The 14,699-nt window shown below is 74.7% G+C and carries 11 protein-coding genes; 5 read left to right on the top strand and 6 right to left on the bottom strand.

Annotation, left to right across the window (positions count from 1 at the left end):
- Nucleotides 1-28: 28 nt before the first annotated feature.
- The 3 genes from ACH4EB_RS16635 to ACH4EB_RS16625 are packed head-to-tail and all read right to left on the bottom strand — an operon-like array spanning nucleotide 29 to nucleotide 3,422.
- A complete protein-coding gene (locus tag ACH4EB_RS16635) occupies nucleotides 29-877 on the bottom strand; it encodes an ABC transporter permease (RefSeq protein WP_398348218.1) in 849 nt (282 codons plus the stop codon).
- Nucleotides 874-1,884, bottom strand: a complete 1,011-nt coding sequence (locus ACH4EB_RS16630; protein ID WP_398348217.1) for an ABC transporter permease — start codon at nucleotides 1,882-1,884, stop codon at nucleotides 874-876. The genes ACH4EB_RS16635 and ACH4EB_RS16630 overlap by 4 nt, the downstream gene beginning before the upstream one ends.
- Nucleotides 1,881-3,422, bottom strand: coding sequence for an ABC transporter substrate-binding protein (locus tag ACH4EB_RS16625; protein WP_398348216.1), 1,542 nt, complete (start codon nucleotides 3,420-3,422; stop codon nucleotides 1,881-1,883). The genes ACH4EB_RS16630 and ACH4EB_RS16625 overlap by 4 nt, the downstream gene beginning before the upstream one ends.
- A gap of 334 nt (nucleotides 3,423-3,756) precedes the next feature.
- On the opposite strand from ACH4EB_RS16625, the gene ACH4EB_RS16620 reads away from it, so the two are divergent.
- The 5 genes from ACH4EB_RS16620 (at nucleotide 3,757) to ACH4EB_RS16600 (ending at nucleotide 9,704) form a co-directional block, all read left to right on the top strand.
- The gene (locus tag ACH4EB_RS16620) at nucleotides 3,757-4,752 is read left to right on the top strand and encodes a TauD/TfdA family dioxygenase (RefSeq protein WP_398348215.1); all 996 of its coding nucleotides are present in this window, start codon (nucleotides 3,757-3,759) and stop codon (nucleotides 4,750-4,752) included.
- Nucleotides 4,753-4,778: 26 nt separating this feature from the next.
- On the top strand, nucleotides 4,779-5,804 hold the full coding sequence (locus ACH4EB_RS16615) for an ornithine cyclodeaminase family protein (protein WP_398348214.1): 1,026 nt from the start codon (nucleotides 4,779-4,781) through the stop codon (nucleotides 5,802-5,804).
- A complete protein-coding gene (locus ACH4EB_RS16610; protein ID WP_398348213.1) occupies nucleotides 5,795-7,177 on the top strand; it encodes a Y4yA family PLP-dependent enzyme in 1,383 nt (460 codons plus the stop codon). The genes ACH4EB_RS16615 and ACH4EB_RS16610 overlap by 10 nt, the downstream gene beginning before the upstream one ends.
- Before the next feature lie 74 nt (nucleotides 7,178-7,251).
- Nucleotides 7,252-8,280, top strand: a complete 1,029-nt coding sequence (locus ACH4EB_RS16605) for a cysteine synthase family protein (protein WP_398348212.1) — start codon at nucleotides 7,252-7,254, stop codon at nucleotides 8,278-8,280.
- Nucleotides 8,281-8,288: 8 nt separating this feature from the next.
- Nucleotides 8,289-9,704: an MATE family efflux transporter gene (locus ACH4EB_RS16600; protein ID WP_398348211.1), complete on the top strand. Its 1,416-nt coding sequence runs from the start codon at nucleotides 8,289-8,291 to the stop codon at nucleotides 9,702-9,704.
- A gap of 42 nt (nucleotides 9,705-9,746) precedes the next feature.
- Here the strand turns inward: ACH4EB_RS16600 and ACH4EB_RS16595 are convergent, their stop codons facing one another.
- The 3 genes from ACH4EB_RS16595 to ACH4EB_RS16585 all read right to left on the bottom strand — a co-directional run bounded on the left by ACH4EB_RS16595 (nucleotide 9,747) and on the right by ACH4EB_RS16585 (nucleotide 14,693).
- Nucleotides 9,747-11,258 carry an ABC transporter substrate-binding protein gene (locus tag ACH4EB_RS16595; protein WP_398348209.1) on the bottom strand — a complete coding sequence of 504 codons (1,512 nt, stop codon included), beginning with the start codon at nucleotides 11,256-11,258 and terminating at the stop codon, nucleotides 9,747-9,749.
- Between the two features lie 7 nt (nucleotides 11,259-11,265).
- Entirely contained in the window at nucleotides 11,266-13,299 is a 2,034-nt protein-coding gene (locus ACH4EB_RS16590; protein WP_398348208.1) for an ATP-binding protein, read from the bottom strand.
- A 221-nt stretch (nucleotides 13,300-13,520) separates the two neighbouring features.
- A complete protein-coding gene (locus ACH4EB_RS16585) occupies nucleotides 13,521-14,693 on the bottom strand; it encodes an FAD-dependent monooxygenase (RefSeq protein ID WP_398348207.1) in 1,173 nt (390 codons plus the stop codon).
- Nucleotides 14,694-14,699: the final 6 nt, after the last annotated feature.

Here is a 14,699-nt window from a genome sequence, read left to right as displayed (position 1 = left end):
GGGGCGGCCGGGGGCGGAGCCGGAGTCTTCACTGCAGGGCGGCCCGGCGTGCGGTGGCGGGTGCCAGGGTGCCGGCGGCGAGGTTGACGCTGATCGCGAGCAGGCCGATGGCGAGGCCGGGCGCGACCACCGCCCACGGGTTGAGGAGGATGCCGGGGCCGTTCTCCCGGATCATCAGGGCCCAGTCGGCCTCCGGCGGGCGGGGGCCGAGCTGGAGGAAGCCGGCCATGGAGATGACGTAGACCGCGTCGACGAAGCGCAGGCCGAACAGGGCGAGGACGGTGGCGCGCAGATTGGGCAGGATCTCGCGCAGCGCCAGGTACCCCGGGCGTTCGCCGCTCGCGACGGCGGCTTCGACGAACCCGGTGGCGGCGACCGGCGCGGCCGCGCCGGCGACGATCCGTACCGCGTACGGGGTTCCCAGGACGACGGCCGCCACGGTGATCGCGAGGCGGCCGCCGCCCGGCCAGGCCAGGGCGAGCAGCATGATGCCCAGTACCGGCGGGAGGAGGATCGCGGTGTCCGCCGCGCGCTCGACCAGCCGCCCCAGCCGCGGGCTGAGGACGGCGAAGCAGCCGAGCAGGGCCGCCAGGAAGGTGACCACGACGGCCACCACGAGCGCGCTGCCGATCAGCGCGCTGCCGCCGTTCAGGAGGCGACTGAGCACGTCGCGGCCGAGCTGGTCCCCGCCGAGCGGCGCGCCGCCCGCGCCCGCCTCGCCGTACGGGGCGGTGACCGGCTTGTCGACCGGGTGCGCGGCGAGCAGCGGGCCCGCCAGGGCCACCAGGACGAGCAGTACGGCCGGGACGACGGGAGCCAGGGCCCGCGGCCGGAGACGGCGGACGCGGGGCCGGGCGGATATCGCGGCGGTGCTCATGGGCGGGCTCCCAGGGTGCGGGCGCGTGCCAGGTCGGCCAGCAGGAGGACGACGGTGATCAGGGCGGCCGAGCAGGCGACGACGGCCGCGATGACCGGCGTGTCCCGGTCGGCGACGGCCCCGGCCAGCACCGTGCCGACGCCGGGGTAGTTGAAGAGCGTCTCGACGACGACCGTGCCGCCGAGCAGCATGCCGGTGGACGTGGCGACGCCGGTGGCGATGGCGGGCCAGGCGCCCGGCAGCGCGTGCCGGAGCAGCACCTGCCGGGCGGGCAGGCCGTCCAGACGGGCCGCCTCGACGTGCGGGGCGGCGGCCTGGTCGGCGAGGGCGCCGCGGACGATACGGGTGTTCCAGCCGGTCTGCGGAACGGTCAGGGCGAGCACCGGCATCACCAGCATGGACCAGGTGGCGGGGGCGCCGCCGGCGCCGGTGACGGTGGCGGCGGGCAGCCACCCGGTCCACAGCGACAGCACCAGCAACAGGCCGACGGCGACCACGAATTCGGGCAGTGCGAAGGCGGCGGTGGAGGTGAGGTCCACGGCCCGGTCCACCGGCCCCTTCGGGCGGGCGGCGGCCCAGACGCCCAGGGCCAGCGAGCCGAGGACGGTCAGGGCGAAGGCGGTGCCGCCGAGCAGGACGGTGTTGGGCAGCGGCGCCGCGAGCAGGTCGCCGACGCGCTCACCGCGGGCCGAGGTGCCGAGGTCGCCGGTGGGCAGCGCGGTGATCCAGTCCCAAAAGCGCTCCCACACCGGCCGGTCCAGGCCGAGCAGCCGGCGGCGCGCGGCGACGCCCGCCGCGCCCTCGCCCCGCTCCGAGGTGGCCGTGGCCGCGTCGCCCGGCAGCAGTTCGATCGCGGCGAAGACCAGCGCGAGCAGCACCACCAGCAGCAGGACGCGCTGGGCCAGGAGGGCCACCGCCCGCGCGGCCAGGGCGCCGGCCCGCCGCGCGGCGGACTCCGGTACCGGCCGGGCGGTGGCCCCGGCGGGCCGGGTACCGGTCCGCGTCACGGGGCGAGCCAGACGTTTTCGAGCTGGACGCGTCCGTAGCCGGGCAGTTTCGGCAGGCCGCGCACCTTCGGCGCGGCCAGGTCGATGCCGTCCGCCATGCCCCACAGCAGGTAGCCGGACCGGTCGTGCTCGATGCGCTGGAGGTCGCGCAGGGCGGCGGTACGGGCGGTGCGGTCGGCGGTGGCCATGACCTTGCGGTACGCGGCGTCGAACGCCTGGTCCGACCAGTCGGCCTCGTTCTGCCCGGCCCCGGTGGTCAGGGTCTTGGAGGCGAAGAACACCACCGAGTCGTTGGTGCCCCAGTAGTTGGTGTAGAAGTCGCCCTTGAGCCAGGTCTTCTGGTAGAAGGCGCCGGACTCCTGTTTGACGACCTCGATCTTGACGCCTGCCTCGCGGGCCTGGGAGGCGAAGAGGGTGGCGGACTCGGCGAGCCCGGCGACGTCCTCGGTGGTGACGAGCTGGTACGTACGGGAGAAGTCGAACCGGGCGTCGGTCAGCAGTCGCTTGGCCCCGGCCAGGTCGCGCTTGCGCTGCGGGATGTCCTTGGCGTACGCGGGATCGCCGGTGCCGAGGATGTCGTTGGCGACGGTTCCGTACCCGGACAGCACCTGCCGGACCATGGCTTCGCGGTCCACCAGCAGCTTCATCGCCTCGCGGACCCGCGGGTCGGCGAACGGGCCGTCGGAGGCGCGCATCACGATGGGCATGGCCATGTCGTCGGGGCGCCGGACGACGCGGATGTCCTGACGAGCCCTGGCCGTACGGGCGGCCACGGCGCCGACGTTGGAGGCCACGTCGATCTGGCCGGACAGCATCGCGTTCGCCATCGCCTGCGGGCTCTGGAACATGGTGACCTCGATGGCGTCGAGGTGCACCGCGCCGCCGTGCCAGCGCGTGTTGCGCAGCAGCCGGGCGTTGCCGCCGCGGTACCAGTCCAGCTTGAAGGGGCCCGTCCCCGGGGCCTGGGGTATCTCCTGGTCGGGGGTGTCCTTCTGGAGGATGAACGTCGACAGCCGGGTGAGCAGCGGGAGTTCGGCGTTGGCGTAGTCGGAGACGAGGACGACGGTGCGCTTTCCGTCGGCGGTGATGCGGTCCGCCGCGACGCCGGGCAGCCGGGCCGCCCCGGACGGGGTGCCGCGCAGGCGCCGCAGCGACCAGACCACGTCGTCGGCGGTGACCGGGGCCCCGTCGTGGAAGGCGGCGTCCTCGGCGATCGTGAAGCGCCAGGTCCTCAGGTCCTTCGAGGGGGTGAAGGCGGAGGCGAGGCGGCCGACGGTGTTGTTTTTGTCGCCCGGCGCCGTCAGCGTGTCGTACACGAGGGCGATGACGAGGTAGTCGCTCTCGTTGCCCTGGGTCCCGTGCGGGTCGCGGGTGATCGCCGAGGGGCGGCCCAGGGCGCCGATGCGCAGGGTGCCGCCCTGCCGCGGGGAGCCGCCGGCGGCGGGTGTCGTGCCGTTGCCGCCGCCGCACGCCGCGAGCAGCGCGGCCGCGCCCAAGCCCCCGCCGGCCCACAGCACTTGCCGCCTGTTGAAGTTCACGCTGCCTCGCTCTGTTCGGTCGGTCACTTAGGGTTGCCTACCCTAAGGACAGTCGCCCCCGCAAGGGTGCTCGGTGTCGAGTGCGCCTGTGCGCCGGTGCCAACTGAGCTTTTACGGGCGCGAGTTGCGTGAAGCCGGGCATGTGCGACAAAGCAAAGTGAGGTTTGCCTAACCTAACTTCGATGGGTAGCGTCGTCACTGTCCGCTGGACCCCGAACCCCGGGTGGCAGCCAAGGCCGCCCCTGCCCCGGGCCGTCGAGCACACCGCGCCCTAGTCCGCGCGGCGTCGCACCGGACCCGATTCCCCACCCCCAACGGAACGGACTGCCTCGACATGACCACGGGAGCCGCACCCGTCCGCCAGCTCGACCCCGCCGACGCCACCACCCTGCGCCGCACCGCCGAGAACATCCTCGCCGCGACCGGCACCCCCGCCGCCACGCCGCACCTCCTCGCCCACGTCGCGGAGTCCGCCGCCGCACTGCCCGGCACGGTCCGCCACCACCTGCGCCCGGTCGACACCGACGACGGCCTGTTCGTGCTGCGCGGCCTGCACGTCGACGACGCCGAACTGGGCCCCACCCCCGCCGGCTGGGCCGCCGCCGGCGACAGCGGCGCCGTGCACGACGTGGTCCTGCTGCTGCTCGCCACCGCCATGGGCAACCCCATCGCCTGGGAAGGCCAGCAGGACGGCCGCTTCGTGCACAACATCGTCCCGGCCCCCGGCCACGAGACCGAACAGACCGGCGCCAGCAGCACCGTGCTGCTCAGCCCGCACACCGAGGACGCCTTCCACCCCGGCCGCGCCCACCTGCTCATGCTGAGCTGCATGCGCAACCACGACCGCATCGCCACCACGGCGGCCAGCATCCGCCACGTACGGCTCGACGCGGCCGACATCGAGCTGCTGAGCCGGCCCCTGCTGCCGATCCTGCCCGACGCCGCGTACACCGATGCCCGTGCCTTCGACGGCGGCCGGCCGCCCGCGGTCCCCACCCTCTTCCGGGCGGACGACGGCCCGACCCTGCGCTTCGACCCCGCCTACACACCGCTCGACGACGCGAGCCCCGCCCACCGGGCCGCCTACGGACGGCTGTCGGACGAACTCGCCCGCGTCTCGGGCGCCGTGCGCCTCGCCCCGGGCGAGGTGCTCGTCGTCGACAACGACCTGGTGGTACACGGCCGGGTGCCCTTCCAGGCCCGCTACGACGGCACCGACCGCTGGCTCAAGCGTGCTTCCGTCCGTGTCCCCGCGCGCCGTACACGCCCCCTGGCCGAGCGGTCCGAGCACGGTTACGGTCAGGCCGCCGTCGAAGCCCACGCCGCATGACAGCCCGCATCTCCCCGAGGACGGACATGACCGACAGCACCGTGGCCGCCGACACCGGTCCCATAGCCGCCGACGACCGGTCCCTGCGCATCCTGGCCACCAGCGACCTGGCGGACCTGCACATCGCCCTGTCCGACGTCGTGGCCACCGTCGAAGGCGCCTACCGCACCCTCGCCACCGGCGGCTCCGACAACCCGCGCAAACTCACCGTCAAGCCCGCCGACGGCCACTCCGTCGCGTACGCGATGCTCGGCCGGGACGGCGCCCGCGACATCGTGGCCGTCAAGACCTCGTACAAGCACGGCCTCGACCGGGACCGCGGGAACCAGCACTACTACACGACGCTGACGCTCTACGACGACGTCACCGGCCTGCCGGTCGCGCTGATGGACTGCGGCCGCGTCGGCTCGCTGCGCACCCCGGCCGCCTCCGCCCTGCTGGCCCGCGAGTGCGCCCCGCCCGGCGCGCGCGGTGCCCTGGTCATCGGCACCGGCACCCAGGGCCGCCTGGCCCTCCCGTTCCTGCTGACGACGCTGCCGGACCTGGAGCGCCTGATGCTGTCCGGCACCCACCCCGAGGGCATCGCGGCGGTACGCGCGGAGCTGCGGGCCCACTTCCCGGACCGGGACGTGGAGATCGTCACCGACCTGCGGGCCGCGGCGGGCGACGCCGACGTGCTCGTGGCGACCGCCGGCGGCCACACCACGGCGGCCGTCGAGGCCGACTGGCTCAAACCCGGCGCGCTGGCCGTCCTCGTGGGGCACGGCCTGGCGCCCTCGACCCTGCACCGCGCCGACCGGGTCGTGGCCACCAGCGAGGCGCAGATGAAGGTCACCGGCACCGACATGGCCGACGAAGCCGGCCGGTTCCCCGCCGTGGACGCCGAGTTCCCGGCCGTCCTGGCCGGCACCGCCACCGGACGCGGCACCGCGCAGGAACGTGTCTTCGCCTACAACAGCGGGCTGGTCGTCACCGACATCGCCCTCGGCCACCGCTTCGCCCAACTCGCCCTCGACCAGGGGCTGGGAACGCGGGTGGCGCTGTGGCGGTGACCGGCCCGCACCCCGTGGACGTACCGACGCTGCCCGCCCACCTCGACCCCGACACCGACCGGGTCCTGGACAGCGGCCTGCCGCACGAACTGTCCTACGCCTTCGACGGCCCCTTCCACTTCCTGCTCCCGCACCGCTTCGACGCCAACCTCACCGCCTTCCGCACCGCCCTCGACGACGCCGGGGTGGCCGGGCGCGTGTACTACGCGAAGAAGGCCAACAAGGCCGCCGTCTGGGCGGAACGCTGCGCCGCACACGGAGCGGGCGTGGACGTCGCGAGCGTCCCGGAGCTGCGCGAAGCCCTCGGACACGGCGTACGCGGCGAGCACATCGTCGTCACCGGACCGGCCAAGAGCGACGCGCTGCTGCGCCTGGCCGCCCTCCAGGGCTGCCTGGTCGCCGTCGACGCCCTCGACGAACTCGACCTGCTCGTCACCCTCGCCCTGACCGGTACCGCCCGCCCGGCCCGCCTGCTGCTGCGCCGCCTGCCCCCCGGGCAGCCGCACAGCCGCTTCGGGATGACGGCAGCCGAGCTGGACACCGCGCTGGATCGGTGCGTACGGGCCGGGGACGCCGTACGGATGGAGGGCTTCAGCTTCCACCTGTCCGGATACGCCGTCCGGCCGCGCGCCGACCTCGCCGGGGAACTCGTCGGCCATTGCCTGCGCGCGCGGGAACTGGGCCTGCGGGCCGACCGGATCAGCATCGGCGGCGGCTTCGCCGTCGACTACAGCGGCGCGCGCCACTGGCAGACGTTCCTCGCCGCGCAGCGCCCCGACCACTACCACGCGCACAAGACGTTCGACGCCGACGGCTTCTACCCGTACCACTCGCCCGTCGCCGGGGCCGACGCCCTGCGCGCCGTCCTCGACACCGTCCCCGCGGGCGGCCGCACCCGCCTGGCGGACCGGCTCAGGGAGACCGGCACGCTCCTGATGGCGGAGCCCGGCCGGGCCCTGCTCGACGGCGCCGGCGCGTCCGTCTTCCGCGTCCAGGGTGTCAAGGAACGCGACGGCTACCGGATCCTCACGGTCGACGGCACCAGCTTGAGCCTCTCCGAGCAGTGGTTCAACAGCGAGTATCTGCCCGACCCGTACCTGGTCACCCCGGACGGGCGGGTACGGGGGGACGCCGTGCACCCCGCGTGCGTCGGCGGCGCCACCTGCCTGGAGACGGACCTGCTCACCTGGCGCAAGATCCCGTTCCCCGCCCGGCCCCGCGTCGGTGACCTGCTGGTCTACCCGAACACCGCCGGATACCAGATGGATTCGAACGAGTCCCCGTTCCACGACCTGCCGCTGCCGCCCAAGGTCGTCGTGGACCGGCTGGGCGACCGGCCGCGCTGGCGCCTCGACCGGCGCCCCGCCCGCTGAGGCCGGCCACCGGCCCGCGCCGCCCGGCTTCGTACGACCCCTGTGACCAGCCTTACCTGCCCAGGAGCCGCCCCGTGAACGAGGCCCTCGCACGCCCCGCCGTGGTCTCCCGCCTGTCCGACCTCATCGGCTGCACCCCGCTGTTCGAGCTGTGCCGCACCGAGACGGGCAGCCGCCTGCTGCTCAAGCTGGAGATGTTCAACCCGACCGGCACCGCCAAGATCCGCATGGCCCGCCAGATGGTCCTGGACGCCGAGGCACGCGGCGACCTGCGGCCCGGCGGGCGCATCATCGAGTCCACCTCCGGCAACACCGGCCTGGGCCTGGCCGTCATCGCCGCCGAACGCGGCCACACCTTCACCGCCGTCGTCGACCACCACGCCTGCACCGACAAACTGCGGGCCATGAAAGCCCTGGGCGCCGAACTCGTGCACGCCGTCGACGACGGCTCCGACGAGCTGGCCACCGCCGCCCGCGAGGAGCTGGCCGAGGAGCTGGCCCGCGGCCAGGACAACACCGTCTTCACCGAACAGCACAACAACCCCAGCAACGGCGTCGGCTACTTCCCCGTCGCCCACGAACTCCACCAGGCCCTCGACGGGCGGATCGATGTCCTGATCGGCGCGGTGGGCACCGGCGGCGCCCTCTGCGGCACCACCCGCGAACTACGCACCCTCGTCCCCGGATGCCGGACGGTCGGCGTCGAACCCAAAGGGTCCATCGCCTTCGGCGGCCCCGCCCACGGCTACCACCAGTCCGGCACCGGCACGCCCGAGGGCGCCGAGATCGGCGCGCTCGTCGACTTCACCCTGATCGACGAGGGGGTGAAGGTCGGCGACGCCGAGGCGTTCGCCACCGCCCGCGCCGTCGCCCGCGCCACCGGACTGCTCATCGGCGGCTCCGCGGGCGGCGTCGTCCACGAGGCCCTGGCCCGGCTCCCCGCCGCCCCGCCCGGCACCACCATGGTCGCGTTGGTCAACGACGGTGGTGAGAAGTACCTGGACACCGTCTTCGACGACGACTGGATGCGCGCCCGCGCTCTCCTCGACCGCGACCTGGAACGCGAAGTCGACGAAACGCTCACCAAACTCCGCAGGATGTGACCCCGCCCATGCAGTTGACCACGCTCCTCCGCGACAGCCGCGCCCTGGCCGCCCTCGCCGTCCCCCTCGTCCTGACCCAGCTCGCGCAGGTCGCCCTGACGACCACCGACACCGTCATGATGGGGATGCTCGGCACGGCCGACCTGGCGGCGGGCGGGCTGGCCATCGTCATCTTCAACCAACTGCGCACCATGGGCGTCGGCCTCCTGACCTCCATCGGCAACGGGATCGCCGCCGCCGCGGCGCGCGAGGAGACGGCGCGGGAGCGACCGGACACCGACCCGCGGCAGGGGGACGCCGAGATCCGTACGATCCTCCGCGCCGGCCTGGCCGTGGCGACCCTCGCCGGGCTGGCGGGCGCCGCCCTCATGCTGCTCATCGGCCAGGCACTCACCTGGCTCGGCCAGGACGCGGACGTCGTGGAGCGCGCGCGGACGATGCTGCTCGCCCTCGCGCCGGGCCTGCTGCCGTGCCTGTGGTTCCAGGCCGTCCGCCAGTTCACCGTGGGGATGCGGCGCCCGCAGGCGCTGCTGCGCATCACCGTCGTATCCGTCGCCGTCAACGCCGCGCTCAACTGGGGACTGATCCACGGCACCTGGGGGCTGCCCGAACTGGGCCTGCCCGGCGTCGGGGTGGCCACCACGCTCGTGTACTTCCTGTCCTTCGCGGCGCTGTACGCCTCCGCGAAGCGTGACCCCGTGCTCGGCCCCCACCTCGGCCTGAACATCGCCGGGGCCGACCGCGCCGCGGTCGTCCGCATCGTCCGGCTCGGTGTGCCCATTGCCGCGACCTACGGGTCCGAGGCCGGATTCTTCTCCGTCACGGCCCTGATGGCCGGCTCGTTCGGCAGCGCGGCCCTGGCCGCGCACACCGCCGTCAACCAGCTCGTCTACATCGTCTTCCAGGTCGCTGTCGGCCTGTCCCACGCCGCGTCCGTCAACGTCAGCCGCGAGCTGGCCCTCGGCCGTACCGACACCGCGCTGCGCATCAAGAACACCGCACTGGCCTGCGCGGGCGCCGTCATGGCCGTCGTCGCGCTCGGCTACGCCACCCTGCCCCGGCTCGTCCTCAGCCCGTTCTTCGACACCGGCGGGACCCGGGACACCGAAGCCGTCTCCATCGCCACCCACCTGCTGCTCGTCGTCATGGTCCTGCAGTTCTTCGACTGCGCCCAGAACATCGGCGTCGGCCTGCTGCGGGGCCTGGACGACACCGCGAGCGGCTTCCGCATCACCCTCATCGGATACTGGGCCGTCGGTCTGCCCGCCGCCTGGCTCCTGGGCTACGCCGCCGGGCTCCACACCCTCGGCATCTGGCTCGGCCTCCTCACCGGCCTCGCCACCACCGCCGTCCTGCTGCTGCGCCGCTTCGGCGCGAGCCTGCGCGCCAGGACACCCACCCCGCGGACCGTACGGACGGCGTGAACGGCCCCGCGCGGCGGGCGGGAAGCCGGGGCAGGCGGGGCGTCACGGCCACACCACCTTGCGGAAGGCGTACGAGCCGTCCGGCTTCAGCTCCACCAGCGCCAGCGGCTTGCCCTCCGGGTCGCCGTGGTCGTCGAAGCGGATCGGCCCGCTGACCCCGTACACCGGCTCGCTGCCGCCGATCTGGAGCAGCATCTGGCGGGTGCTGCCGGTGGTGACCGGGCCGCTGCCCTGCCGGCCCGCGCCGTTGCGGATGGCCACTCCCAGGGTGAGCACCGTGTCGTGGCCCATCATGGCCTGCCCGTCGGCGAGTTCGGCGTCCGTACGGCGGATCTCCTGCCGGTAGGCGTCGCGGAACTGCGGCAGCGGGTTGTCGGCGCCGGGGTAGGCGTCCGTCCACTGGTCGGGGTGGGCCAGCACGGTGTGGTGGACGGTCAGCCGGCTGCGCTCCCACACCTTGCGGAACGCCTGGCGCGCCTCGTGACTCTCCGGCACGTCGAAGACACCCACCACGTCGTCCCCGGTGACCACCGTGGTCGGGCAGCGCCGGCCGGCGGCGGCCATCGCCTCGATGAAGACGCGCAGCGCCCGCCCCCGGCCCGCGAAGTACACGGCGTCCGGCGGGTCGGCGCACACCCGGTCGGCGAGCGAGGAGAAGGCGTTGGCGGTGGCGGGGTCGGCCGAACTGTAGGCCAGCCCGAGGTCGGTGACCTTCAGCCCGTGGCGCGCGGCGGCCGAGGCGAAACTGTGGTGCAGGGACGTGCTGTAGGTGTCCTGCTCGCTGCGGTCCTTCAGGGTCGTCACCCGGTACGGGCGCCGCTGCCCGGGGCGCTGTTGCAGGGCACGCAGGTAGCGCACCGCGGCCGACGCCTGGTCGGAGTTGGTCGCCGCCACCCGCCAGAAGCCGGTCTGCCCCGGCCGGTTGATGGCGTCGGCGGTCACGGTCGAACCCATCATGGGGATCCTGGCCTCCCGCAGGGCGTCGATCGCCTGCTGGGTGGTCCGGCGGCTCTGCCCGAGGCCCGCCACGGCGACCAGGTGCTGATCCCCGTCCTTCATCTCCTTGAGCTGGTCCACCAGCGGCTTCCACTGCGCGGAGCCGGCACCGCTGTTCGCCAGCAGCAGCTTGACCTGCGGCGAATCGCCGCGTCCGCCGCGCCGCGGGTCGTTCAGTTCGAGCTGGGCCAGGTAGGCCCCCTCCAGCTCCCGGCGTATGCTGTCGCGCCCCCGGTCGCCGGTGCCCGGCGTCATCGGCTGGAGGTAGGCCACCGACACCCAGGGCTTGCCGGACCGCGCCACCCGCCGGTTCTCGGCGAGGATCTGCCGGGAGATGTCCCGCAGCGCGGCGTCGAACACGTACGAGCCGTCGGTGACGCCCACGCACTCGTCCTGCGGCCCCTGTTCGCGCACTCCGTCGGCACACCGTACGAACGCCGTGTCGTACACCCAGTACCCGCCCACGCCCAGGGCGCCCGCGACGGCCACGGCGACGGAGGCCCGCAGCCACTTGCGGGGCCGCGGCCGCGGGGCCGTGAGCTGGTCCTCGTCACTCATCCGACGGTCACCAGGGTTTCCTCTCGTAGGCGGCCGCCCGCTGCCACAGCACGTCGTGGTCCGTCTCGTCGCTCAGCCGGCCGCTCAGGGTCTGCAGTGCATCGACAATCTTCGGGTACAGCTCGGCCTCCGGATCGCCCAACGGGTCGGACCACAGCGCCGCGTAGGGATCGGACGCCGGGTGGGTGGTGATCCACCCGGCGACCAGCAGGCGGGTGACCATCAGCCGGTCGGGCGGGCTCGGCGCCCGCGCGAGCCGGTGCTGGAACTCCGCGCCCGCCGAGCGGGCCGCCGCGTCCGCCTCCCAGCGGCGCGGCGCGCGCTGGATCCAGGACAGTTCCGCGCACCACGCCCGAGCCGAACCACCGCCCTCGCACACGTCGAGGAAGCGGTCGTGCAGATAGTCCGCGGTGCCCTGGACGTCGCCGCCCGCCAGCCGGTGGTAGGCGCCGACCCGTCCCGACTCCGCCGCGTCCCGCAGGATCTCGTGCGTACGGTCCCACGGCGCGCGGCCGTCGGCGGATGCCGCGGCCAGCGACAGCCTGCCCAGCAGCAGCCTGCGGACCAGGTCCGGGAGCGCGCTGTGCGGCTGCCCGTCGAAGGTGATCCGTTCGGCGTGCCGGTCGTCGTGGGCCAGCTCCCGCAGGAGCCGCGGCGGGGAGTCGGCCTGCCGCCACAGGTCGGTGGCGCTCGCGGCCTGCCCGAGGGTCACGGCGGCGGCCGCGCGGGGCAGCGCCCCCTCGACCAGCTCCCGCGGCAGGTCCTGGAGAAGCAGGTCCAGCAGCTCGTCCGCGACGGAGTGCGGCCCTTCGGGCGCCAGCACCATGCGCAGCCGCCGCCCGCACGGCACCTCCGGCGCGAAGTCCTCCAGCGCGTCCAGCACCGCGCGGGTGGCGGCGGGGTGCCCGCGCGTCAGCTCGTGGACCGTACGGCCCAGCCAGGCCACCGGATGCGTGCGGCCCGCCAGCGCCGTCTGGGGCATCCGCTTCACGTACGGGCCGGCCTGCTCCTGCACCTCGGCCCGGTCCAGCCGGCGCAACTGCGCCACCTCCAGGCGGGCGCCGCCACCGGGCCGGGCCACGGTCCGCGGCACGAACGACTCCGGCCCGTCCTCCTGCTCCGGCGGCTGCCAGCACGACAGGTAGCCGCCGAGCTGCTGGGGCCCCTGCTCCAACTGCCGCAGCACGTCCGGCGCGCGGCGCGCGCCCGCCACGACCACCAGCGGGTCCGGACGCTCCGGCCCGGCGGCCCGCGCCTCGACCAGCGCCTGGAGGAACGCGTCGCCCAGCTCGCTGTCGGCGTTGTCCAGCAGCACCAGGCAGCGCAGGGTGCGGGTACGGTCGCCGCCGTGCCGGGTGTACGCGCCCTGGAGGTCGGCGAGGAACGCCTGGAGCAGCACCGACTCGGCGCGCTCCCGCTGGGCCGCCGTGCCGTGCCGGAAGTGCTGGTTCAGCTCGACGAGGGCGTCCGCCGGGACCTGCGGCCGGGAGCCGCCGTGCGGCACCCGGCCCAGCCGCCGGTGCACGCCCCACCAGACCCGGACCCGCTGCCAGCCCTGTATCAGCGGCACGACCGCCGCCGACCAGCCGGGCAGCCCCATGGGCACGCCGACCGAGGCCACCAGCTCCCGCAGCACCGCCAGGGAGTGGTCCTCCGCCCGGCCCGTCCGCAGCGCCTCGCGCATCTGGCCCAGCGCGGCGTCCCGGCTCTCCGGGTCGGCCTCGGCGGACAGGGCCATCAGCAGGACGGCGAAGGACGGCAGGGCCAGTGGCGGGTAGTCCGGGCGGCGGGCGTTGAGCTGGAAGGCGATACGGGCCAGTACGTCGACGGGGTGGTGCGCTCCGTCGTCGAGCGCCGCGAGGTCCAGGGCGGCCAGCGGGGCCCGGCGGCCCCAGGTCTCCAGCCGGCCCGCCAGCGCCGTCTTGCCGCTGCCGCGGGGGCCGAGCAGGAGCAGAACGGGGTGCCGGGTGTGCTCACCGCGGTCCCGGACGAGCCGCTGACCGATGAACTCCCGGATCATCAGATCACGTCGGGACTGCACCGTGCCCCCTCGTGGTCACCGTCGTGAGTGACCAGGATGCAGCAAAAGGGGGCGTGCGCAAGGCGGTTCGGGACCAGAGGTGACCACTGTGCCGTATGAGGCCGGTGAGGTGCGGCGGGGCGTACTTTCCGCGCCGTACGCGGGAGGATCGTGCGACACGGGCCCCAGGGGCGGCCCCTGGGGGTGTCTCGACGGCGTCCCCGGGGCGTACCGGCACCGCCTCAGTAACGGCTCCCGGGAATGCCGGCGTCGCGCGGGCCGTACGGCGCCGAGTCGAGCCAGCGCCCGGCGCGGCGGGAGCGGGGGGCCGCGATGGCCGCCAGACGCTGGGCCGTCCGGCGCCAGGGGGTGCGGGCGGTGAGGTGGGCCAGGGCACGCCCGGCCGCCTGACGGTTGAGCAGGGCGGCCCGGTGCCGGGCGGCCGCGAAGCCGGGCACGTCGCCGGTGGCCAGGGCGGCCGCGGCCGCCGCCGCGTCGGCGATGCCCGAATTCAGGCCCCGCGCCCCGAAGGGGGCGAAGAGGTGCCCCGCCTCCCCGGCGAGCAGCACCCGCCCGTGCGGGTCGGTGAGACCGTCGGCCACCACCTGCTGGAAACGGTAGTGCGAGGACCAGGTCACGGCGCAGCCGTGCCCGTCCGGCAGCAGGCCGGGCAGCCAGTCCGCCGCGGCCCCGGCCAGCGCCTCCGGGTCGTCGTCCGGGCGGCACTGGACGTCCACCCGCAGTCCGCCGCGGAACGGCACGGTCAGCACGTTGCGCCCGGCCATGCGTGGGTCCCGGTAGTGGAACGCCCGCTCCTGCGGCAGCGGGTGCCCGGGGTCGTCGGCGACGTCGAGCACGAGGAACGCGTGCGGGGAGCGGGGCCCGCGCAGCCGTACGCCGACGGCCCGGCGCACGGCCGACCGCGCCCCGTCACAGCCGACGGCGTACCCGACGCGGTGCTCGGCCTGCGGCGTGCGCACCCGTACGCCGTCGGGCGAGGAGGCGAGCCCGGTGACCGGGGTGCCCCAGTGGATCTCCGCGCCGGCGCGGTGGCAGGCCGCGCGCAGCAGTTCCTCCATGACGGGCTGCGGGAGGCTGGAGAACGGCGCGCGGTCCACCGGGGGCGGGGTGTACGTGCGGCGGTGGATCTCCCGGCCCTCGAACGAGGTGCATCGGGCGCCCCAGACCAGTCCGTTGCGGACCAGCTCGGTGCCGAGTGCCGGGTCGGCGGCGGCGAGCGTGGCCAGCGACTGCCGGTGCAGGAAGATCGCCCGGCTGCCGGGCCGCGGCGCGTCCTGTGCCGCTGCCTCCAGCACGGTGACGGCCAGGCCGCGGGCCCGCAGCAGCAGCGCCGTGGCCAGCCCGACCGGGCCCGCGCCCACGACGAGGACGGGGGGTGTCGTGATGGTGTCCATGACGGC

Source organism: Streptomyces sp. NPDC018045 (assembly GCF_044327445.1).
Classification (GTDB): Bacteria; Actinomycetota; Actinomycetes; order Streptomycetales; family Streptomycetaceae; genus Streptomyces.
Note: the sequence above shows the minus strand (reverse complement) of the source record. Positions and strands in the feature narration are given on the sequence as shown.

Excerpts from the sequence above, each read along its gene's own strand:
- ACH4EB_RS16635 (WP_398348218.1), bottom strand. The coding sequence starts at position 877 with ATGAGCACCGCCGCGATATCCGCCCGGCCCCGCGTCCGCCGTCTCCGG.
- ACH4EB_RS16620 (WP_398348215.1), top strand. The coding sequence starts at position 3,757 with ATGACCACGGGAGCCGCACCCGTCCGCCAGCTCGACCCCGCCGACGCC.
- ACH4EB_RS16615 (WP_398348214.1), top strand. The coding sequence starts at position 4,779 with ATGACCGACAGCACCGTGGCCGCCGACACCGGTCCCATAGCCGCCGAC.
- ACH4EB_RS16600 (WP_398348211.1), top strand. The coding sequence starts at position 8,289 with ATGCAGTTGACCACGCTCCTCCGCGACAGCCGCGCCCTGGCCGCCCTC.
- ACH4EB_RS16595 (WP_398348209.1), bottom strand. The coding sequence starts at position 11,258 with ATGAGTGACGAGGACCAGCTCACGGCCCCGCGGCCGCGGCCCCGCAAG.
- ACH4EB_RS16585 (WP_398348207.1), bottom strand. The coding sequence starts at position 14,693 with ATGGACACCATCACGACACCCCCCGTCCTCGTCGTGGGCGCGGGCCCG.